Annotated in this window: 16 protein-coding genes and 1 pseudogene; 2 read left to right on the top strand and 15 right to left on the bottom strand. The window is 56.7% G+C overall.

What is annotated here, in order from left to right; all coding sequences use genetic code 11:
- Window positions 1-28: 28 nt before the first annotated feature.
- The 12 genes and pseudogenes from MWC30_RS02805 to MWC30_RS02750 form a co-directional block, all read right to left on the bottom strand.
- The gene (locus MWC30_RS02805) at window positions 29-670 is read right to left on the bottom strand and encodes a response regulator transcription factor (RefSeq protein ID WP_244082633.1); all 642 of its coding nucleotides are present in this window, start codon (window positions 668-670) and stop codon (window positions 29-31) included.
- The gene (locus MWC30_RS02800; RefSeq protein WP_244082632.1) at window positions 667-2,514 is read right to left on the bottom strand and encodes an ABC transporter substrate binding protein; all 1,848 of its coding nucleotides are present in this window, start codon (window positions 2,512-2,514) and stop codon (window positions 667-669) included. Before MWC30_RS02800 ends, MWC30_RS02805 begins: the two co-directional genes overlap by 4 nt.
- Before the next feature lie 144 nt (window positions 2,515-2,658).
- Window positions 2,659-3,999: an MFS transporter gene (locus MWC30_RS02795; protein ID WP_368860790.1), complete on the bottom strand. Its 1,341-nt coding sequence runs from the start codon at window positions 3,997-3,999 to the stop codon at window positions 2,659-2,661.
- A 66-nt stretch (window positions 4,000-4,065) separates the two neighbouring features.
- Complete coding sequence (locus MWC30_RS02790) at window positions 4,066-4,998, bottom strand: NAD(P)/FAD-dependent oxidoreductase (RefSeq protein ID WP_244082630.1); 933 nt, start codon at window positions 4,996-4,998, stop codon at window positions 4,066-4,068.
- Window positions 4,999-5,031: 33 nt separating this feature from the next.
- On the bottom strand, window positions 5,032-5,340 hold the full coding sequence (locus tag MWC30_RS02785; RefSeq protein ID WP_244082629.1) for a thioredoxin family protein: 309 nt from the start codon (window positions 5,338-5,340) through the stop codon (window positions 5,032-5,034).
- A 135-nt stretch (window positions 5,341-5,475) separates the two neighbouring features.
- On the bottom strand, window positions 5,476-7,014 hold the full coding sequence (locus MWC30_RS02780) for a sulfatase (protein ID WP_244082628.1): 1,539 nt from the start codon (window positions 7,012-7,014) through the stop codon (window positions 5,476-5,478).
- Between the two features lie 408 nt (window positions 7,015-7,422).
- Window positions 7,423-9,168 carry a DVU_1551 family NTP transferase gene (locus MWC30_RS02775; protein ID WP_244082627.1) on the bottom strand — a complete coding sequence of 582 codons (1,746 nt, stop codon included), beginning with the start codon at window positions 9,166-9,168 and terminating at the stop codon, window positions 7,423-7,425.
- A complete protein-coding gene (locus tag MWC30_RS02770; RefSeq protein WP_244082626.1) occupies window positions 9,165-10,205 on the bottom strand; it encodes an XdhC family aldehyde oxidoreductase maturation factor in 1,041 nt (346 codons plus the stop codon). The genes MWC30_RS02775 and MWC30_RS02770 overlap by 4 nt, the downstream gene beginning before the upstream one ends.
- A gap of 175 nt (window positions 10,206-10,380) precedes the next feature.
- Window positions 10,381-10,593: a DVU_1557 family redox protein gene (locus MWC30_RS02765; protein ID WP_244082625.1), complete on the bottom strand. Its 213-nt coding sequence runs from the start codon at window positions 10,591-10,593 to the stop codon at window positions 10,381-10,383.
- Window positions 10,590-12,929: pseudogene (locus MWC30_RS22835) on the bottom strand (pyridine nucleotide-disulfide oxidoreductase/dicluster-binding protein); the annotation flags it as partial. The pseudogene MWC30_RS22835 and the gene MWC30_RS02765, both read right to left, overlap by 4 nt.
- Before the next feature lie 133 nt (window positions 12,930-13,062).
- The gene (locus MWC30_RS02755; RefSeq protein WP_244082623.1) at window positions 13,063-15,783 is read right to left on the bottom strand and encodes a molybdopterin-dependent aldehyde oxidoreductase; all 2,721 of its coding nucleotides are present in this window, start codon (window positions 15,781-15,783) and stop codon (window positions 13,063-13,065) included.
- A 514-nt stretch (window positions 15,784-16,297) separates the two neighbouring features.
- Complete coding sequence (locus MWC30_RS02750; RefSeq protein ID WP_244082622.1) at window positions 16,298-17,929, bottom strand: FmdE family protein; 1,632 nt, start codon at window positions 17,927-17,929, stop codon at window positions 16,298-16,300.
- 463 nt (window positions 17,930-18,392) lie between these two features.
- Between MWC30_RS02750 and MWC30_RS02745 the strand changes: the two genes are divergently transcribed.
- Window positions 18,393-18,863, top strand: a complete 471-nt coding sequence (locus MWC30_RS02745; RefSeq protein WP_244082621.1) for an HAD family hydrolase — start codon at window positions 18,393-18,395, stop codon at window positions 18,861-18,863.
- Window positions 18,864-18,889: 26 nt separating this feature from the next.
- Window positions 18,890-19,585 (top strand): TorF family putative porin, encoded by a 696-nt coding sequence (locus tag MWC30_RS02740; protein WP_306423193.1) that lies wholly within the window; start codon window positions 18,890-18,892, stop codon window positions 19,583-19,585.
- Between the two features lie 148 nt (window positions 19,586-19,733).
- Here MWC30_RS02740 and trpD read toward each other — a convergent pair whose 3' ends face one another.
- From trpD to MWC30_RS02725, 3 genes are read right to left on the bottom strand one after another with little or no spacing between them, the layout of a single operon-like run.
- Complete coding sequence (gene trpD, locus MWC30_RS02735; RefSeq protein ID WP_244082619.1) at window positions 19,734-20,801, bottom strand: anthranilate phosphoribosyltransferase; 1,068 nt, start codon at window positions 20,799-20,801, stop codon at window positions 19,734-19,736.
- 14 nt (window positions 20,802-20,815) lie between these two features.
- The gene (locus tag MWC30_RS02730) at window positions 20,816-21,790 is read right to left on the bottom strand and encodes an alcohol dehydrogenase catalytic domain-containing protein (protein WP_244082618.1); all 975 of its coding nucleotides are present in this window, start codon (window positions 21,788-21,790) and stop codon (window positions 20,816-20,818) included.
- 24 nt (window positions 21,791-21,814) lie between these two features.
- The gene (locus MWC30_RS02725) at window positions 21,815-22,417 is read right to left on the bottom strand and encodes a YkgJ family cysteine cluster protein (protein ID WP_244082617.1); all 603 of its coding nucleotides are present in this window, start codon (window positions 22,415-22,417) and stop codon (window positions 21,815-21,817) included.

The following is a 22,417-nucleotide window of genomic DNA, read 5'->3' as shown; positions in this document are numbered from 1 at the left end:
AGTGCTTCACGTCCTGCCGATTCAACGCTCACTCGGTGATGAGCCCGTGCTTGACTGCAAAGCGCACCAGCTCCGCAGAGCTCTTCAGCCCCAGTACTTCCATCATGCCGTATTTGTGAAATTCCACGGTCCGTGTAGAGATGTGTAAAATAGTGGCGACTTCCTTCACCGAGTGGCCCTCGGCCAGGAGCTGCAGCACTTCGCGCTGGCGGGAAGTGAGCCTGGCGATTTCACCCTCCGCGCTTTGCGGCTTTTTCTGGTGGTACTGGAGGAGCTCCCCGGCCAGCAGGGGAGTGATGTAGGTCCTTCCTCTGAGGGCGCTGTTGATGGCGGTGACGAGCTCGGAAGGAGCGGAATGCTTCAGGACGTAGCCGGAAGCCCCGACTTCGAAAGCGCTCGCGGCATAGGTCACGTCCAGGTGCATGGTCAGGAAGACGACGGCGATCTCCTTGTTTTTTTTCTTCAGGAGGCGCACGGCGTCAATCCCGTTCAGGAGGGGCATGGAGACATCGGCCACGACGACATCGGGCTTCAGCTTGTCCACCGCCTCAAGCATTGCCCGCCCGTCTTCCACAATCCCTACCAGCTCGAACTCGGGTTCCAGCAATCCCCGGAGCCCTTCGGCGACAATGCGGTGATCATCCGCTAAAAGAATTTTTGCTCGTTTCATTCCTTTTTCTTTCCGAGAGGTACGGATACTTTGATGTCTGTGCCTTTTCCCGGCTCGGAGCGTATGTCGAAGTCCCCGTTTACAAACTGTACTCTCTCCCGCATGCTCGCCAGTCCAATGCCGGGTGTATGCCGCACACAGCGCGGAACAAATCCCATGCCGTCGTCTTTGATGTTCAGCAGGATTTTATCGCCCAATCCCTTCAGCGAAATCTCGACCTGTTGGGCACGCGAATGCTTGGCGATGTTCCTCAAGCTTTCCTGGATGATGCGGTAGATGGTCAGGGCGATATCCCTGGGGATCGTTTCGGGGATATCCTGGGAGTCAAAATCGACGGGAATGTTTTCACGGTCGGAAAAGCTCATGCACTGTGAGCTGATGGCCCTCACCAACCCCAGGTCCTTGAGGATGGAAGGGTGGAGCTCCCTGGAAATGGCATGGACATCTTCCGACAGGCTGATCAACTGTTCCTTGATGTGCCCGATCTTTTGCAGAACGGTGGCTTCGATGTGCGGTGACTGCAGTTCCAGCGTTCCCGACTCGATGGCGACGGCGGCAAGCCTTTGGGCAAGGTCATCGTGAAATTCCCGGGAGAGTCGGCTCAACTCCTCTTCCTGGGAGGAGATCAATCGGCCGGCAAGAATCTTCAATTCTTCGCGGCTGCCGAGAAGAGCGATTTCAGCCCTTTTCCGTTTCTGGAGATTGATCACCAGCGCAATGATGAGGATGGACTCAAGGACAATGAGAGAGACGGCGCCGATGATATAAGATTTGTAGAGCTCCCACAGCGTGGGCTGCCGGTACAGGATCGTGCCGCCCGGGGGCAAATCGCTTTCACTGATTTTGAAGCGCTTCAATTGACGCCAGTCATAGGCAAGGACAGTGGTGTCCTCACCCTCATGGAAAGGGATGGACGCAGGTGAAATACCTTCAAGGACCCTGGCGCCCAACTCCGCAGCTTTTTTTCCCTGCAGTTTCATGCTGGCCAGCCGCCCTCCGATTATCCCGTATCCGAGATACATTTCATAGAGGCCGAAAACGGGGACATCCGCTGCATCGGAGATGATTTTGAGCACATCCCGTGGGATAAAGCTGCGCCCCATACTGTCCACGAAGAAGGTGGAGTAAAAAATGGCCGAGTCTCGGGGCAATTTTTTGGTGCTCTCAATCAACTCCTCCAGGGTGAGCCCGCTTAAATCGATGAGCTCAAGCCTGTCGCCCAGGGACTCGATGGCCTTGCGGAACCCCACAGCCCGGACACGATCGTTTTCGAAGGCACCACAAACGAGAGCCGCAAACTTGGTGGCCGGTTTGATGTTGAGGGCCAAATCCACAAGGTCTCTGGCGTTCATGGGTTCAAAGACTCCCGTCGTTCTGGCCCTCATGGGGGAGACGTCCAGGCGTTCCTCGAGAGACTTGGGGATGGAGCACATGACGATGGGGGTCCCGGGAAAAACTTTTTCCGCGTTTTCCAGCAGAAAAAAAGCTGCGGGCACATCCACGCTGATGAGGAGATCGATCCCGCCATCCCCATAGCGGTGACGCAGGAGATCCGAAAGAGCCGTTCTGTGATGGAGGTCACGGAACCGAGACAGATCCAGGTATTCGGAAAAGAGCTGGATATGGAATGTGGGATTTCCAAAGAAAACTTCGCGTATGCCCTTTTCGGTCATTTCCGTTGCCGGGAAATCGGGAGGTCCCGAATACAGCACTACGACGCGCTTGGTCAGTTTGGAATCAAAGGGTTGTTCCGCGGCCGACAGTGGCGAAATGCAAAGCAGCGAGAACAGGCCGATGAGGAGGATTCGATAAAAGAGAAACATGATTCCTGTCAGCCTTTCCATAACCGAAACCGTTCATTGATCTGTTGAAGCCATGCTGCCGCGATGGACTGAAGGGAGATGCATCCTGCGTGCCTCTCCCTTCAGCCTGTTTTTTCGGAAACCTCGGATCGCTCCAGTAAGAAAGACGATTCCCTCAGGCGGTCCTCATTCGATTTCTTCGAGGCTCTTTCCCCCCGTCCTCATGCCCCAGATGAGCAGCGGGATGACGGGAATCAGGTACAGAATGCCCACCGAATTGAAGACACCGGCGAACCCGTAGGATTGATGAATGATGGGAATCAGCGGCTGGGACGCTGAAACCGAAAGCCGTGCCAGGCCATTGTGGAAACCGGTAGCCGTGTTGCGCATTCTCGTGGGATACGATTCAGCCGTGTAGGAAAAGAGAATGAAATTAACGGCGAGGTTGAAGACGCTCAGGGTAAAGCCGGCAGCGGTCAGACCCGTCAGGCCGTCCATGTAGGCGAAGGTCAATCCCCCAAGACCGCAGAGGATTCCAATCACCATGAGAGGGATCTTTCTGCCCCCGAGGTCGGACACAAGGGATGCGAGGTAGCAGCCCACCGGTACTCCAATGCTGATGATGGTCGTGGCTGTGAGGCTGTCAGCGACTGAAAATCCCTTCATCTTGATGAGCTGTGTCGTCCAGGTCGTAAAAAGAAAGCCGGCTGGTGTGATCGTGATGAAGAGCAAGATGAGCAAGAGTGTTCTGACAATATAGCGCTTCGTGAACATGCCGACGAGTACCTCGGAGACCTTTATTTTTGTTTCAACTTTCTTCGAGGCTTCCGACAGGTTGATGTTCTTATGAGTCAAGAACCTCATGATCTCCTCGGCCTCCGCAATGCGCCCATGGGAAACGAGCCATCGCGGCGATTCCTTGAGATACTTCAATCCCACAAAGAAACCGATGAGTCCGATGCCGCCGACATAGAGAATGATGCGCCATGCTTCGGGTGACATGGGGACGATGATCCGACATAGAAAGGCGACCACGGGAACCGCGCAAAAGCCTACTGCCGCTACGCGTCCCTGCCACTTCCCACGACTTTCGGCCGGCGCCATTTCCGCAATGTAGGCCTGTGAAGTGACCATGAGGCAAAAAACGCCGAAGCCGGTCAGAGCCCTGAAGATGGTGAAAACGACGAAATTGTTGGTGAATCCAGTTACAACGGAGGCAATGGAAAAGACAAGTATGGCGCCGAGAAATGTCTTTCGCCTGCCGATGAAATCGGAAATGACACCGCCGAGGAAGCCGCCGGTGGTCATGGCGACGAAATACCAAAATACAATCGTGGCGATATCGGTCATCTGGAGATTCCACGACTGGGCGATGGCCGGAGCAATGAACCCAAAGTTCCAGTTGTCGAGCTGTTCGAAAAAGTAGGCCCCCATGATAATGAAGAAAAGGAGCTTGTGTATACCGGTCACCGGAATACCGTCAAAATAGTTGTTGACCATCCTTGCCGTTGTTTCGAGCTCGCCCATTTTGATCCTGCCGTCAGCAGGGATGGCCGTTGCGTTTTCCGACATATACTATTCCTTCTGGTGGTACTAGGCACTGCATGTTTGATTGGCACGGACATAGCGCTCGCAAACCAGGGCAGCAATGGTGCCGTCATTCATAGCCGTCGTGAGCTGTCGAAACTGCTTGCGGTTGAGGTCTCCCGCGGAAAACACCCCGGGAACGTTGGTGCTCATGTCCTCCCTGGCCAGAACATACCCGTAGTCGTCGAGATCCACGATGCCTTTCAGGAATTCCGTCGTGGGGTTCTGGCCCATGAACACGAACACACCGTCGACCTCGATGGTTTCCTTTTCACCCGTCGCCACATTCTCCAGCACGGCGCCTTTCACTTTGCCATTCTCCAGGAGAACCTCGAGGACCTTGGTCCTCTTGCGGGCCACGGCATTGCCGCATTTCAGCAGCTCGTCCTGGGCAGACTGGGCCGCAAAGAAGCGATCCATCACTTCCACCAGGGTGAGGTGCTTGATGCCGATCCGCAGGAGGTACAGGCTTTCGTCAAACCCGCTGTTCCCGCCCCCCACCACGAGGACGCGTTTGCCTGCATAGGCGAATCCGTCGCAGACGGAGCAGTAATGGATCGCTTCGCCTCCCGGAACATCGAGGATGATGGGCTTTCGCCCGGTGGCCACGATGACGGCTGTGCTTTTGTAAATCGCTTCGTCCGTCTCGATGATTTTTTCACGTCCGGCGATATCCATGCGCTCGATCTCGCACACCTCTTCGACGGGCACTCCCAGGTGGTCCACGTGCTCACGCACCTTTTGCATGAGGTCCATTCCATGGATGGAGGGATAGGAAGGGAAGTTTTCAACTACGTACGTGTAATTGCAGAGCCCACCGCAGATGGCTTTCTCCAGGATGACGGCTTTGACATTGGCCCTGGCCAGGTAGATGGCCGCCGTCATGCCGGCGATGCCACCCCCGATGATTACGACATCAAAGGAACGGGTTTCTTTCATGGTTCAGCCCTTTCTTCATTGCAAACGCATGCCTCAGGCGGTCTGGTAAAAGTCCGCCATTTCCCTGGGGTTCATCAGGCCGGTTTTTTGGGCCGTGACCTTGCCCCCCTTCACCACGCAGACCGTCGGCGCCCGATCCACCGCCAAGCTGGCCATGGATTGGGGGCAGTCCTCGATGTCCGCCGTGTAAATGGAAACACCTGGAACGATTTTCTGAAATTTTTCGAACATTTTCAGCATGTTCTTGCAATGGGGGCAGAGCTTCTTGACGAAAATGACAACTCCGCTGTCGAGAGCCTGGACTGTGGAGGAAAATTCGCTGTCTGTGACGGCTGGATACATGGATTCTCCTTTTTGTTGTCTGTGTTGAACCCGCAGGCAGGGCATGGGAGCCCGAGCACCTGATTCGGGGAGTGCTTCCCTGCCTGCAGCTTCATGGTGTGTTGTCGTCCACCCTTTCATGAAGGGCGGCGGATTTCAGGATGTCTTCAGTTCCCCGATGACCAGCTTCAGCTGTCGGAGGAGCTCCTCCGCCTTTTCGGGCTGTTCCTTGATGATGTTTTTCAGCTGGAAGGGATCGCTGCGGCGGTCGTACATTTCGTCGCTGTCGGGAACTTCCTGCTTCGCTCCAGCCGTGCAGGACCACATGGCTTCGTCTTTCATGGTATCTTTGCCGGGATTGGTGATGCTGGTGTAATCCCTTTGACTCGCATCCTTGAGGATCCAGTGGATGAAGCTGTACTCCTCGGTGATGAGGGACCACGACATGCCGAAGTACCCGGCAATGGCGTAGTCACGGATCTTGTCCACCTCGCCCTTGATGAGGGGGAAGAGACTCTCTCCCTGCATGTCGATGGCGTCGTAAACCGGGAATCCGTGCCCGCTGTCGAGACTTTCCGCTTCGAGGAGTCCCAGGCCGTCCAGGATGGTGGGAGCGATGTCGACGTTCTGGACGAAGCCCTTGATGCGCTTTCCTCCATCCAGCCCAGGGATGTGCATCATGAGGGGAACGTGCACCAGTTCTTCGTAGGGCCAGGGACGGCATTTGCGCATGATGCCATGCCCGTGCTCTCCCTTGCCCATGGGCTGACCGTGGTCGGAGGTGATGATGATCATGGTTTCATCCCAGATGCCCTGGTCTCTGATGGAGTCCAGGAGCTTGCCGATCTGTTTGTCCACGAGAGTGATATTTTCGGCGTACAAGGCGCGGACGTGAGCGGCCTCGGCGTCGGTGATGCGGCCTTCAACGGGTGTCCAGGGAGCCAGGAGGATGGGATTCCCTTCATAATCGGGATTGTAGGGACAAGGCTCACCGGTCCAAACAGACGGTGGATCCCAGGGTTCGTGCGGGTCAAAGGAATCGATCCAGAGCATGAAGGGGCGGTTCTTGATGCGTTTTTCCCGCAGCCAGTGATCGGCTTCTCTGGCCACGACACTGATGTAGTTGTCGTCTTCGGAACGCCAGTTCTGCCGGAAGCGCAGGAAACAGTCGATCTCGTCCAGCAGAGCCTTGCTGGCGTCATCGATGAGCTCGCCCTTTTCGTTGTAGACCATGGTGGGGGAGGTGTAATCGATAGCCCGCATGCCGGGATCGAGGGGATCATCCTTGTATGTGGTGTGATCGAGCTCATGGCCCGGGCAGAACTTCACATAGTCGAAGCCGCGGGAATAACCGTACTTGGGAAGGCGCATGGGAGGCGTGTCGTATACAAGAGCGGTTTGTACTTTGCGGCCCCACAAGATGTCGGTGATGGTGGTGTCGTCGTGGGACAGGGGTTGCCAGCCTGCAACCGGCAGGGTGAATCGGCCGGTCATGAGGGCGCGGCGGACGGGTACGGTGGGAAGCCCCTCGCTGTAGGCGTTTTCGAACAAAATGCCGTTGCGGGCGAAACGGTCGATGTTGGGCGTCTTGACCGCGTTATTCCCGTAGCAGCCCAGGTAGTTGAACTGAAGGGTGTCCAGCATGATGAACACGACATTCTTGATGGGGGCTTTGGTGGCGCCGTTGTCACTCATTTTCCATTCTCCTCGTTGATGTTCCAGGTTTTCAACACTGTTTCTGTTTCTATTCCGTAATCATTGGGTGGGTCTGTATGTTTCAGAGCAGCCTGCTGTAAGAAGGACTCTTTTCTGTCCGCGTCTTTTCCGGTCGAACGGTAAGAGTCCTTCGCATTCCTTCCGGCGATCAATGCAATCCCTTATCGTGATTTGCATTAAACCAGAGACCTGGAGCCAATACAGCTCGGGAATTTACTAGGTTTTGACATTAATTTTTCGAGGGTCGGTCAGGAATGAAAGATGGGGCAAGTGCTGAAACAGGTTGGTTGGAGATATTGAAGTCGGGGTTTCACCGGTGAGCGCGGGCGTCTTCCTCGGCGGTGCTGCCCGTGCAGGAATGACTCCCCACAGCGGTTCCCTGAACAATCACGCCATGGAAAATTGGTGATCGTTGTAAAGGATCCGGTCCAGGCAGCAGTATTCCTGGCGGATCTTGAAGAGGTCCTTCAGGTCGGCTCCCATGGCCTGGGAGAGGATGATGCGGTTGACGCCGGCGTGGCCGACGATGAGGATATCGCCGCGGGTGCTGTGAAAGATATGGTAAAGTGCCGGTATGACGCGCAGGGCGCAGTCTTGGAAACTTTCTCCCCCCGGGGGCCGGTACCCGACGATATCCAGCCCACGGGCCTCAAACTCCCCGGGGAAATCTCGGCGAACTGTTTCGAAATCCATCCCCTCCCATTTTCCCAGGTGGATTTCCCGCAGCTCGGGCAGGGGCTGGGGTTTTATCCCATGGGGTTCTGCCACGATTTCCGCCGTATCCATCGAACGTTGCAAGTCGCTGCAATAGATGGCCGCGAGGGGCGTATCACGGAGTTTTTCCCGCAGTCCTTCCGCCTGGCGAGTGCCTTCGGCGCTGAGAGGCAGCTCCAGCTGGCCGATGTAGGAACGCCCCCTTCCGTTTGTCTCGATGGCTCCGTGACGCGCCAGGTAAAGCGTGCGGTGCCTTCCGTGAAGGCAGGCACGCAGGTTTCGTTCATGCACGACGGCCAAATCTTCCAGCGGAGTCTGCAGAAGCTCTTCGATGCGGATCTTGATTCTCCGGGCGTCTTCGTAGCGCCGCAGGACAGCCCTCAGGATTTCAGGATTGCTGCAGAACCTGGAGATGGAACCTCTGAAGCGTTCTTCGAGGGAAACGAATTCGTCTCCGCGGATGAGCTTGTCCGCCAGGTAGACCAGATGGCTTTCGTCCAAAAATTCGGCCCGGGAGCTTCCGTCTTTCGATGGGAGCTCCATGTGGGAGGCCACAATGTCGGCAACCCTTGGAAAGCCCAGCTCTCGGAGGATGTTGCCTCCAGCGCGAGCATGATCCTTGTGACCTTTCAGCAGGTCGTGCACACGGGCGGCCGCAGCGGTGAGGCCGGCATCCAGTGGGAGGCCGACCTGGTTGAGGCGAATCGCCAGAATCCGGCTCCATTCGGCCACCATGCAGCAATGGTTCACGACTTTTTCAGGAGCATCGTATTTGGCCCACAGAGCTTCACATTCCCGTCTCGACGGGAAATGCTCCTCCAGCAACCGCGCCTGAAGCCGCTCAAAGTCCGCCCTGGTGTCGCAATCCGTGAGGATTCCTTCATCGATCACGTCCAAATCCACAGCCTCTCCTTCGTGGCGGCTCAAAATGTCGCGCAGACCGCCCCGGGGATTGGCGGAAAGCTCGTCACGAAGGACATCGACGGGGATGAGTGGCGGATGCCCTCGGAGGTCCAGAAATCGGGGATAAATGATACGTCCGGGATGGTGGCGGTGGGCTTCCGTGAGAGCCCGGATGGTGGCCTGCCTGACAAGCGGAATATCCGTCGGGAGCAGAAAGAACGCGCGGACATCGGCCTCCAGAGCTTTCACCCCGGCAACGATGGAAGAAAACATCCCCTGAGGGTAGTCAGGATTGAAAATGGCCCTGGCCCCGAGATCTCTCGCGAAAGACTCGATTGATTCGGCCTTGTGTCCCACCACGACCCGGACATCTTCAACGCCCGCACACTGGAAGAGCTTGACAACTCTTTCCAGAAGGGTGGTCGACCCCAGGGGAAGAAGGGGCTTGAAGGCCCCCATGCGCGAGGAGTATCCAGCCGCCAGCACCAGGGCGCAGAGCTTGGAGGGGTGGGTCACCGGCCCTTCCCCGCACGCACCTGGATCAGTTCCGCCACAATACTGACAGCGATCTCCTCCGGCGTTTCCCCACCAATGTCCAGGCCGATGGGTGAATGGACGCGGCTGAAATGAGAGGCATCAAACCCCTCGGAAGCGAGATCCCTGTATATTCCATCCCGTTTCCGCCGGCTTCCGATCATACCGATATATCCGGCCCCGGACGCGAGTGCCTGTTTCAAAACCGTCTTGTCGTGGGCATGGCCGCGGGTCACCAGCACCAGGTAGCTCGCGTCATCCAGTTCCAATCCCTCCAGTGCACTCTCGAAAGAATGGAGCACGATGATCTCATCAGCGGCTTGAAAGTGCCGGCGGTTGGCAAATTCCGGGCGGTCGTCCAACACCACGGTATGGAAACCGACAAGCTGTGTCAGGGGAGCCAGCTTTTGAGAGATATGACCTGCCCCGAAAATGTACACGATCCCTCCGCTGCACAGGGGCTCCAAAAGGTATTCGCTCCCGTTGTGGCGGATGCGTTGCGGCTGAAGGGGGGCGGGCGTCAGGGAGGCGATGTCCGGTGCCCCAGTCCACCCGACCACGGAGCCATCTTTGGTCGCCAGGGATTGCCTGGGAGAGGCTTCACTGCCGTTTGTCGGAATGCCGGTGATCAGCCAGGATCGCCTGCGGGTTTTGAGCGCATTGACAGCGGCTTCATAGAGCTGAAGGTTGGAAGGATCGTCTGCATCGACGAACTGGATCATGACCTGGAGATCACCGCCACAGATCATGCCCATATTGGAGGCGTCTTCCGCCGTGAGGTCGAATTCCCTGAGGATCGTGGTTCGGTCGAGGAGGACCTGTGCCGCAAGCTTCTGCACCTGGGCTTCCAGAATGCCTCCCCCCACGGTGCCCAGAATCGACCGGTCCGAACGGACGACCATGCGCGTCCCGACGGCCCGAGGAGCCGAACCGGAGCGCGTCAGGATCGTGGCAAGAGCGAAATTCTCCCGGCCTTTCAAGAGCTCCACAATGGATTGGAAAAGATTCATGGTATGCATAGGCGATTTCGTTGTCCCAGGGTGTGTGTTCGAGCAGACTGCTGCCAATGTTAATCTTTTCGAGTTTTCTTACCGCCTCGAAACTGGCGATGAATGTAACTTTTTTGTGGAACAATCTCAAGGTGGCAAATGGTTCCCCAGGGTTGTCGCACCTGCCCATTCTTTGGATTGCCTGCTACTTGTCTTCGAGGAGCTTTTCCACTTCCGCCATTTTTCCCAGGGCCAGATCTTCCGGAATGAGGACCTGACCGCACTGGGGGCATCTCAGAAGCTCCACCGGGAACATGCTGCCAAGATAGGAGATGTTGACTGTTCCCTGCTCGAGGGGAATCGAGCACCTGGCGCAGGTCCAGCTCCTCTCTTGGGGGTGCTGCTCGTTTTCCTTCATGGCTTTGCGTCCTCGACGATTTCCATGCGATGGCTGTAGGTGTTGTGGATGACGAAGGTGTCCTCGATTCGGGAATACTCCACCCAGTAAGTGACGCTGTCGGGCTTGTGATGGGCTAAAAAACGACCCGTTTTTGAGTCTGAAAGCCTGTTGCCTGTGTTTTCCGCATGAGCGATCACCCGGCGGATATCGTCTTCCAGAATCATACGCGCTTCCATGAGCTCCCGCACATGATCCGACACATTCAATTGAATTTTCTCGTAGTCTTCCTTTGGGGCCGGCGATTCCCTCCAGACCTCTTTTAAGAGTGCACTCTTGAGCCGCACCCTGTTTTCCTGTCTCTGGGAATACCCCGGTCCTCTTTTTTCAGCGGCGGCATCCATGGATGCTCCGAAAAAGAGATCCAGCAGGTGCAAGGTTCGCTTGCCCCTCGAAGCCAGATAATCCCGGCACATGGCACAGTAGGCGACATAGTCCGCACTGCTTTCCGCAGCCCGGCGTTCGATGCTCCTTTTTGCAAGCTCCGGATTGGCGAAAAACATGAGGCCTCCGAAGCCGCAGCACTCGGTCTTGTCCCGGCTGAGGGGGAGCTCTTCCACCTGGAGTCCGCATTTCTTCAAAATACTGCGGACACTTTCATGGATGTGATGCTCATGGCGCGTGGCACAGGCGTCGTGGACTGCAACAGACCGGCCCTGCTCCAGTCCGGACGCAGGGAGAAGGTCGAATCGATCCAGCAGCTCCCAAAGCGATAGAATGGAAACATCCGGAAGATGCGTTTTGAAGATCTCATAGCAGGTCGAACAGGCGAGGATTACTTCCGGTTCTTCCATCCTCCGCCATTCCGCGGAGAATGCCTCCAGAATATCCTGGAAAGCCTCCGTTCTTCCTGACCAGTCTGCGGGTGCCCCACAGCAGCGCAGCATCAAGCCGACGCCCCCCGTCAGCTTCTCCGTCAGTGTTTCGTATGCTTTCCGCACGTGGTCTGGAGAGGAGCCACTCAATTGACATCCGGGAAAGAAAAGGAATCGGCTTCGCTGCGTGCGGGGCTGATGGCGAATGAGCGTGCATTTTTCACTGTTGCTGAAGGCCATATCCCGCAGGGGAAAATCATGGGCGGAGGGAGGCATCCTGCCCTGTTCCACCATGAGCTCCCGGGCCTTCCTGCAGACCATGCCCATGTGCAGGTCTTCGGGACAGACTTCACGGCAAAGACCGCAGAGGCTGCAGGAATTGATGAGTTTGTTGGCGTGCCGGTGTCCCATGACGATGGAAAGGTTGTTGTAGATCTGGCGGACGTACTGCTTAGGGTAACCTCCAAAGCTGTTCAGATATTCGCAGACTTTCACGCACTCCAGGCATTGACACTGGATGCAGCGCCTGGCCTCCCGCACGGCCTCTTCATCAGAGTAGCCCTGGGAGGTGTTCTCGGGAACAACGGCGGCGGAGGGAACAAGCCCCTCCGTGCGAGTATAAAGGCGCGTCGAGTGGGATCCTGCGTCCATGCGGGACGCCGTAAGGGAGACCTTCTGCAGGTAACGGTCCATGGAGATGGCCGCTCGGCGTCCATCGGCGATGGACTGGATGGGAGATCGTTCCGATTCGTTTCGAGTCATTCCCCCACCCGCAAAGATTTTCTCCCGGCCTGTGGCAAAGGTGACGGGATGAACGGGCAGCAGCCCGGCGCTGTTGAGGGGGAGCTCGAAACTATTGTTGAAGTCAGCGCCCATAGCCAGGTACACGGCATCGAATTCGGAAAAGATCGTTTCGGGTGAGATGTCCGTCCCTACTTCCACACCAAGTCGAATGTCAATGCCGACCTGCGCCAGGACCTCCAGGTCCCTGGCGATGACGTGAGAGGGAAGGATTTCTTCCGGAAACATTCCCAGGCTCCCCCCCAGCTGAGGGGCTTGTTCGAATACGACGACGGAATAGCCTTTGCGAGCGAGGTCGAACGCGGCGGTCAAGCCACTCAGCCCGCCACCAATGATGGCCGCCCGGCCGTCCCTCCCGGGCAGGGGAAGAGATTTTTCAGAGAATTCGCCTGCATGGTCCAGGCATGCCCTTTCAATGGCCCTGATGGACACAGGATCCCCTGCATCGCCTCGCCTGCAAGCCGCTTGGCAGGGATGGTCACAGATGCGGCTGATGATTCCGGGGAAGGGAATGCTCTTTTTCAGGATTTTGGCAGCGGCGGTAAAATCTCCACGGGCGACCTCCGCCATGACGGCCCGTGCGTCGAGATGAACGGGACAGGCGGCGGCGCAAGCCGGCGGCTGCTCCTGGATGCAACGATTTTCAAGCTCCCGAAGCTCGTTTTGGTCCATGCTTCTTTCCCATTCACTGGCATTGTCTCATCCGTTTGTCACTGCAGTTCCCCAAAACGGAAACACCTGATCAGGTTTCCATTTTGGAATATCTGAAACCTGATCAGATGTCGTTGTTCAGAGGATATGGGCAAAAGTCGATTCAGGCGGACTTGAGCCCTGCAAGCACCTTTTCCGGCAGAGCCGGCAGCCGGGTGATGCGCACGCCGCAGGCGTTATAAATGGCGTTGATGATGGATGCGTGCGGCGAAGTCAGCGGCAGCTCTCCCACTCCGGATGCTCCGAAGGGGCCATTTTCCCGTGGCGTTTCCACGTAGATGGCGCTCAAGGCATCGGGGGCGTCCTTGATGTAAGGGAGGCCGCATCCCACGAGGCTGACATGCTTCTTCAGATCGTCGAAGTCTTCCGAGAGGGCGAGTCCGATCCCTTGAACGAGACCACCGTAGATCTGTCCATCCACCACCAGCTTGTTGGCGATCTTGCCCACATCGCAGGCACAGGTCATCTTCAGGACCTGAGTCTTCCCCGTTTTGACATCCACTTCAACTTCGGCCAGGAAAACCCCATACATGTATGCGGGAAATGGATTTCCCTGAGCGTTTTCATCGCAGGCGGTACAGGCGGACGCCGTCCACTTGCCCTCGTATTTAAGGGGGATCTTTTCGGCCACCATTTCATCATAAGTCCTGTAGCCGCCCCCCGCCTTTTTCATGGCGTTCACCAGCATCTCACAACCGACCCGGATCGCCTGGCCGGTCACAACCTGAGAGCGGCTTCCGCCGGCAGGACCGCTGTTGGGTGTGATGGCCGTATCGTTCATGACCAGTTTGATCTTGTCGGGCTGAATCCCCATGGGGCGCAGCGCTTCGTGGGCGGTTGCGAGACAGCCCATGTCGGCTCCCTGGCCGTGGTCCTCCCAGGAGCTATAAACCGTGATTCCATCCGGCGTCAGTTCTACGGCGCTTTCCGATGAGTCGGGACCATCGAGGCCACATCCGTAAACACCGATGGACACTCCTACCCCCCGTTTTTTCTCCGCAGTGGATTCCTTCTTCGCTTTTTCCAATGCTTCCTCGTAGAGGGGGCGGATCTTGTCGATCAGTTCGGGCAGGCTGTAGACATCCGGCGCACAACCGCTGGGCGTGGTGTCGCCGGGGCGGTAGACATTCTTGTAACGGAGTTCGAGGGGATCGATCCCCATTTTTTCTGCCAGCTCATCCATGAGGACTTCCGAGGCGAACTCGCTCTGAGGCGAACCATACGATCTGAAAGCCGACCCCCAGGCGTGGTTCGTACAGACGGTCCGCCCGATGCCCCGAATGTTGGGAATGCCGTAGCCGGCGCCAATGAATTGTGCGCCCCGTACCGTCAAAAGGTCTCCAAATTCAGAGTAGGGGCCATGGTCAACGGACCAGTCACTTTCCATGGCGATGATCTTGCCGTCCGCATTCGCCCCGTATTTGAGCTTCAAGAAAAAGGGCGAGCGTTTTCCCGTATAGGTGATCTGCTGATAGTAATCGAAGTTCAGGAAGACGGGCCGATCGGTGGCCATGCAGGCCACTCCGAGGAGTGCCTCAATGGTGGGGCTGAACTTGTAACCGAAGGTGCCGCCCGCTGCATTCTGAACAAGGCGCAGCTTTTCGGGCTCGATCCCCAGGCCGGGGCAGATCATGGCGTGGTGGAGATGAATTCCGATGCTCTTGGAATGGATGGTCAACCGTCCCTGGTCGTCGAAATACGCGAATCCTACATCGGGCTCCATGGGAAGGTGAGGCTGCCGTCCCACAAAGAAATCATCTTCTACCACATGAGCCGCCTGGGCCATGAGGGGGCCGGTCTCTTCACCCTTGGCGATCTTCTGTTCGAAGTAGATGTTGGGTGTGCCGGGATGAATCTCGATGGCATCGTCGGCCATGGCTGCAGGGGCGCTCATGTAAGCCGGCAGCTCCTCCAGTTCGACCTTCACTTTGTCCGCTGCGGCTCTGGCGTTTTCAATGGTGTCGGCACAGACAATGGCGATAGCGTCCCCGAATTGGAAGATTTTCGTGTCACACAGTATAGGACGGTCCCAGCCATCACCCTTGTTGGTGGGGAACGTGATGAGGCCGGTGATGCGGTTCTTCCCTTTGACGTCTTTGTGGGTGACCACTTTGTAGACGCCGGGCATTTTTTCCGTCTCGGAGGCATCGATGGAAAGAATGTTTGCATGGGAGACTTTAGCCTGGACCAGCGCCAGCTGAAGGGCATTGGGCGGGAGCTTGAGTCCCAGGTCCGCGCCGTAATCGCAGGTCCCGGTCACTTTGGCGACAGCCGATGGCCTTGGGTGAGATCCTCCCCATACTCTTCCATCCGCCGGAAGCTTGTAGACCAGATCCTCTTTGCTGATTTCTCCACGCAGCACTCGGGCCGCATCCATGACCGCGTCCACCAGCGGCTTATACCCCGTGCATCGACAGGCGTTCCGGTGCTTTTGAAACCAGTCGCGCACGTCTTCCCGTGTCGGATGGACATTCTGATCCAGAAGCCCCTTGGCGGAAACGATGAATCCGGGGCTGCAGAATCCACATTGAGCACCCCCATGGACCATCCATGCCACCTGAATCGGGTGCAGGTTTTCTGGGGAGCCGATCCCTTCAATCGTCGTAATCCGTGCCCCTTCCTCGACTTTTTTCATTTTAGTGACGCAGGAACGGACCACCTTTCCATCCATGATAACTGAACAAGCGCCGCATTGCGCAGTTCCACAACCGACTTTCGTCCCCGTGAGCCCCAATTGCCTGCGGAGAACATCCGCGAGCGAGGCCTCCGGATCGGCGATGATCATACTGGGGATTCCATTGATTGTGAGGGCCTTTTTCTCCATCCTCATCTCCTGACTGTTTTGTGGGTTAGCGCAGACCGGGTCACCGTGGCTCCGCAACAGTTCTAAAGCCTGTTATGAGCTTGAATTATGCCAATATTGGCACAAATTGCCACAATAAAAAGCCTCCAGAGAGCCGTTTTCCTAAACAGAAAAGCGCCTCACCCCCGCAGCTTGCCATATTCACGCCACTGAATGTTTCAGTATTAAAATCGAGGTATTATCTAAGTCTGAGAACCAAAGCGGTGTCTGTGGCCGGAGCGAATGGGTCATTTAGCAACAACGATTTCTGTTCCAGAGGAATATTTAAAGCTTTTTTTATAGTTAATAGAGGATGTTATTAAAATGAGTCAAAATGGGGCACCTGCATCCGTGAGTGTTCAGCTGTTGGTCTTTAGATGGTGGCTGTCGGCAATGACAGGTAGTTCACCTTGAAAGGCCTTGGTGATGCCCTGGCTCCCACTCTGAAGGCAGGAACCAGGGAAGTTATGGATTGAAGCCTTTCGCAGGCCTGTACTCAGTACCCGAAGGCGCACTTGGGATAAGTGCAGGACTTGCATTCCATGCAGAGGCCACCGTGCCCGAGTTTTGCCAAGTCGCCCCGCTGGATGGGAATTCGGGCGAGCAGGCGGGGGAGGAGTATGTCAAAGCTGGTGATTTTGAAATAGAGGGCGCAGGCGGGCACCCCCATGACCTGGACGTTTCCGATCCTTGCCAGAAGGGTCATGGAACCGGGGAGGATGGGAGTGCCGTAAAGCATGTCCGTGGCTCCTGCATCCACCAGCCCCTGCCTGGTGACATCGTCGGGATCGACGGAAAGCCCGGCTGTCGTAATGACGAGGTCTGCGCCGGCCTGGATGAGATCGCGAGTCGCCCGACTGATGGCTTCCCGGCTGTCCGGAACGATCTCTGAACGAACCACTGTGCAGTCGAATGCTTCGACTTTCGATCCGATAATGGGAATAAACTTGTCCTCCACCAATCCCTGGAAGACCTCACTCCCGGTCACCAGAATGCCGACCCTGGCTTTCCGTACCGGCAGAACCCGAAAGAGCGGCCCCTTCTGAAGGATGGCCATGGCTCGGAGGTAATCGGTTTTGGGCAGATAGAGGGGAATGGCCCTGGTTGCGGCGAGAGCCCGCTTTTCATCCACCATCTTGTAGCTTTTCAGACTGGCACACATGACGCCCGACAGCGTGTTGAATTGCTCCAGTCGCTCCACTTCGGCGACAAAGAGGCCTTTTCGGGAGGCAACCAGCGCGACTTTTCCTTCGTGGGGTGCGCCCGCGCATGCAACACCTTCCCCTGCCATGGCTTCGGCAAAGGCGATGGCGGCTTCGTTTTCGTGGACCCAGTCACTTTGCGGGGGAATATCGTCCTGAGTGTAGACATGCTGCCGTCCCATTTGCTGGAGCCGGCAAAGGTCTCCAACGGAAACCCTCTGTCCATGGAGGAAAGCCGCTGTTTTGCTCTCTCCCGGAATGATCTGGGTCATGTCGTGGAGCAGTTCCTTTCCGACAGCCTGTTCCACGGGGACTGGCTTCAAATTGGGAGGTGCAGCGGGCTGCGCCGTTTGTTCATCGGTGCTCAGGTAGGGGGCCTCTCCCTGGCATCCACGGCAGATGGCTCCGTCTCCAATCGGGTAAGGCTCGCCGCACAAGGGGCAGACATCGATGCGTCTTCCCTTCGGTTTTTTGAGGTATTGAGGCTGAACCGTCACACGCTGAACACTCAAAATCTCCTCGCCCGCCCGCCTGATGTCATCCAGAAGCCGGTCCTTGTCCTGCTCCGCTTTGGGTTTGAGCTTCAAGTGCCAGCTTTTGATTTCCGGCCATTGATCCATTTTTCGGACATCCATGAAGACGCGTACGCCGCTGCCCTCGTTCATGTCATAGAGACACAGGGCATAGCGTCCCAAATGGATCACTTTGAGCCAGCCGTTCCCCGTGGTACATGGGGTGAGGAGTTGAATGGCGTCTGGAAGGCATTTGTTTGTTTCGGAAATAGCGTAAAAGAGAGTCCCTTCCGGCAGATGTTTCCTGGCCAGATCCACCATGAATCCGCCGATAATCACTCCTGGCGCTGTATAGCCATGAAATGATTCCACAAGATGCAAATATTCGTCATAAGAGTAGGTACCGATAGGCATTGTCGTGAATTCTCCAGATTTTTTGGGCCGGCGCGGGCACCCCCGTGGATTGCCGGGGGGAGCGTGCCTCGAGTGCACGCGTTAATGGTTCTGGCGCTCTATTATGTTAAAAATAACATAATAGAGCGCCACTATAAATACCCTCACGCGGGTGTCAAGAGAAATCTGATGACAGCTGGAGCGGCACAGAGCGGCTTCGGCCCGTGAGAGGAAATATTTTCGAGTTACTTGGAGCATATTGCATCCAAAACATGATAACAGGGGAAGGGAATTGTTTGAAGAGCCTTTAGGCCGGCATTTTCAGGAAAGTGTTGTGAGGTGGTAAATTTTAAGACAGGGCGGTGCCCGTCATGCATGGTAAGATTGCTCCCTTTCCTGGAGGAAGGACAAACCGACGGGCACGATATTCTTGCCTGGCGTTTCTTTACGGAATGCATTGTTGTGGAGAGGTGGAGGTTGTGAAATGCTGCGAATCGACATACCGGGTTATGGGCCTTTGGAGCTGTCCTGTTTGATTCTGGATTATAATGGAACACTCGCGTGCGATGGCGCGCTCATGGAGGGGGTTCCTGAAAGGATCAGGGAGCTCGCGTCACATCTGAGAATATGTGTTCTCACGGCCGATACTTTTGGCGACGTTCGCTCTCAGTTTTCGGATCTTCCCTGTGAGCTCCTGGTCATTGCTCAGGAAGATCAAGCCGAGGCCAAAGCGGATTTCGTGGAAGCCCTGGGTTACGACCATTGTGTCTGCATCGGCAACGGTCGCAACGACCAGCTCATGCTGAAACGTGCGGCTCTCGGTATAATCGTCATGCAGGAAGAGGGAGCTGCAGTGGAAGCCCTTCTCGCTGCAGACGTGGTAGCCTCCCGAATCACGGATGCGCTGGATCTGCTCCTGCATCCCCTCCGGTTGACGGCCACCCTGCGAATGTGATGGGAAGCCCCGGCTTTTCACTTTGAATTCGGGGCCGCCGGCCCCTGAGCCAATACATCTTCAGAGGCGTAGCGTTCAGCAAAGACAGCGTCGTCATCCAGCCGTCCTTTACGGCAAGTTACAAGGGGTTTGCGGTCAATTTCTGGGGAAACCTGGACACGGACGAGGCGGAGGGGTTTGGAGAGGGTACTGGCGGTGCCAACTGGAACGAAACCGATGTGACGGCATCCTACACGCATGAGTTGTTCATGGGTATCAACGGAATCGTAGGGACCGTCTATTATTCACTGGTGGGGGACGATTCCTTTGAAGTCTTCGGGGGGCTTTCCTACGCCTTTCCGTGGGTGAACATCGCACTGACGGCCTATCGTGAAGTCGGACATTTCCCGGGCTGGTGGGTGCAGTTGGATCTTTCCCGAAATTTCCCGCTGCCCTGGTGCGGGATGAGCGTCGATCTGGGAACCAGCTTCGGCTATCAGACCCTCGATGACGATGACACTCTCCTGAATTCATCCGGCAAGGAGGGGGATTATTCCGCGTTCACCGCGGGGACACTGTCCACCGCGCTGAATATTCCCGTCGGCAAGTATCTCACTCTGTCGCCGAGAATCGGCTATGCATTCCCTCTGTCGGACGAGGCTTCCGATCGGATCGAAGCCACCTCCTGGGATGGAGACGCTGATCACGTTTTCGGTGGGATACGCATCGCGGCATCCTTTTAAATTCCTTTCAGGCATGAGGATGCGTCCGCTCCGGTGAGGGTTCAAGTTTTCCGGGCCGGCAGCGGGCGTGAACCTTCGGCCGGATCCCCTCCAGTGCAATCCATGCAAAGATTTCTTCCAGCCTGACGCTTCCTCTGCCGATCTTCCCTCAATGCTTTCCCTGAACTTTACGCAATTCGTTCAGTTTTTGGAGGGCCTTTCCCGTGGCCAAAGCTTCTTTTGCCAGTGCCGTGCCCTTGGAATAGGATGGGACGCACCCTGCAATGTACAGGGCCGCCGCCGCGTTCATGCAGAAGAAATCAGCCCGGGGGATATCGTATCGGCCCGAAAGGACTTCCAGGATGGCCCGCGCATTTTCGCCTGCGGTTCCAAGGCTTGCAATGTGCGAAAACGGAACACGCTTCAAGTCGAAGTCGTGCGGAGTGACCTCGTAAACCTGTGTTTGATCCCCGCGCAGTTCCACGACGCGTGTGGGACCGGAGAGCGAAAACTCGTCCATGCCGAGGCCCGGATCCATCCCCTCCACCATGCCGAAAGGGGCCAGGGCCGCCGGCATGGCGATCTCCTTGAGCACATCGATCAGTTGATCGCAGACATGCGGAGCGTAAGCGCCGATCACGATGGAATTGGTCTTGCCGCAGGGCCGGGTGAGGGGGCCGATGATATTGAAGGCCGAAGTGAACCGCATGGACTGAATCAGTCTCGCCCAGCCGGATTTGAGAAAGCTCTCTCCGGGGAGGTAACAAAGTCCATGCGTGTTGAGGGCTTTCTCGGCCAGAGAAAGGGGAGCATTGAGATCGATGCCAAAGATTTCGAGTATATCAGAGGCTCCGGAGACACCGGTGACCAGTCGAGCCCCTTTTTTAGCGATGGGCAGCCCACAGGCCGCGGCAATGAGGGCCGCCGGTGTCGAGCAGTTGATGGTCTTGAGAGGGTCCGATCCCGTGCCCACGATATCGCAGACGGGGCCCGCCACCTGCGCGTGGATCTTGGCCGTGTCATGGAGGTCCAGGGCATCCCATGCTCCCGACAGTTCCTCGGTGGATGGCCCTCGCGTGATGTGGGCCATGAGGAAGGCTCCCTGCTGCAACTCCGGCTGTTCGTTCAAAATGACCTGGCGGTATGCGTCCGCCGATTCTTGTCGGGACATGAGCCTGCCGGCGGCCACCGAGCAGATGAGGCGCCCGAATTCACGCAATTGAGCCTCTGAAGCCATGGGTGTGATCCTTTCTACAATTTGGCGATGAATTTCATCGCATTTCCTGCAAGAATGGCCTCGAGGGCTGCCGGGACCTCTTCCAGATCGATGATTCCATCGATGAGGCAGGCAGCCGCCTCCGGTAGAGCATTCAGCACCGTCAGTGCCCATTCCATCTGTCGTCGGGTGCATCCGTACGCACCGGCAAGGTGCAGCTGTCGATAATGGATTTCATTGAGCAGCGATGCGGGATATGCAGTATCGCCCGTCAACCCGCTGAAGAGGCAGAGGCATCCTCCATCCTTCAGCCTGTGGATTCCCTCGGGGAGGATTCCTGGAGAGGGAGCAGCGTTGACGACGACGTCGAAGGTGGAAGAGCGGAAAGAATAACCATCCAGGGCGCCCTCGATCCCCAATGCTCCACGAAACTTTTCGCTCCTTTGAAATTTCACCGGGTTCTGTTCCACGACGAAGGGGGTTGCCTCCAAAGATTTTGCGGCCATGGCCATCATCAGCCCCACGGGCCCCCCGCCGTAGATCAGGATGGTTTGATCCTTGCTCACCCTGCCCTGTTCGAGAGCATTGAGGGTACAGGCAAGGGGCTCTGCCAGGCAGGCCAGGGGATCCGGCAGGCTTTCGGGGACCTTCAACAGGCTCGATTTTGAAACCTTCACATACTCGGCAAAGCCGCCATCCGTGTGAAAACCGACGATCTTCATCCGGGAGCAGAGGTTTTCCCATCCCCTGGTACAGGGTGGACATACGCCGCAGGACTGGCCGGGCCAGACGACAAAGCGTTCGCCCGTTTCCACGCTGGTGCCGCAAATTTCATGTCCGAGGATCCTCGGGAGCACCAGGTCCCTCTGGCCCTGCTGCAACATTTTTGCATCCGTGCGGCACAACGCGCAATGGGACACTTTGATCAGCACTTCCCCGGGGCCGGGGTCGGGAATGGGGCTTTCGAAAAGACGAAGTTGTTGAATAGCCTTCAACTGCAGGGATCGCATGGGGAGTTCCGGTTCGTTATTGAATCACCGCGGGGCAGGTGATGAAGAAAGGTTGGCAAATCGGTTGATGACGAGGCCATGACTCCGGGCATAGTCCCGGATGGCTTCGGGGGAAAACACATCGTCGAGATAAACCTTCCGAAATGCGGTGTCATTCAGAAGCTGAAGCACGTAGGAGATGTGGCCCGAATAGCCGGTGTCGTCGAGGGATTGAATGGCGGTTACGGTGTTTTCGGCCAGTTCCCAGGCCTGGCGGTGCACGGTGGGGCCCGTTTCACCGCACTTCCTGATGGAATAGAGACGGCGGCAGCTGAAAGGACGGACCGCATAGATGCCGCACCTGTTGTCCTTCTCCATAAAGGCACAGCGCGCATACTTGGATTCCATTTTTGCCTTGCGGTTTTGCTTCAGCCGCTTGGCAAAATCCTTCTGCCGGGCTGGAGGGCAGGACTGCAGGTGCCTCAGAATGACCCACGCCTCGAGAGTGGTGGCATCCACACTGCCGACATTCGTACAACAATCCGCACAGCCAGGGGCACAGACAGCAGCGGCCAGGTACGGCTGGGCCTCAGTTTTAAACTGACTGTAAAGCTCTTGAAGGCGTTTGATCTTTTCCCGGATACCCAC

This window comes from Desulforhabdus sp. TSK, from assembly GCF_022836495.1.
In the GTDB taxonomy this organism is placed as follows: domain Bacteria; phylum Desulfobacterota; class Syntrophobacteria; order Syntrophobacterales; family Syntrophobacteraceae; genus Desulforhabdus.
This window is presented reverse-complemented; position numbering and strand designations above follow the sequence as displayed.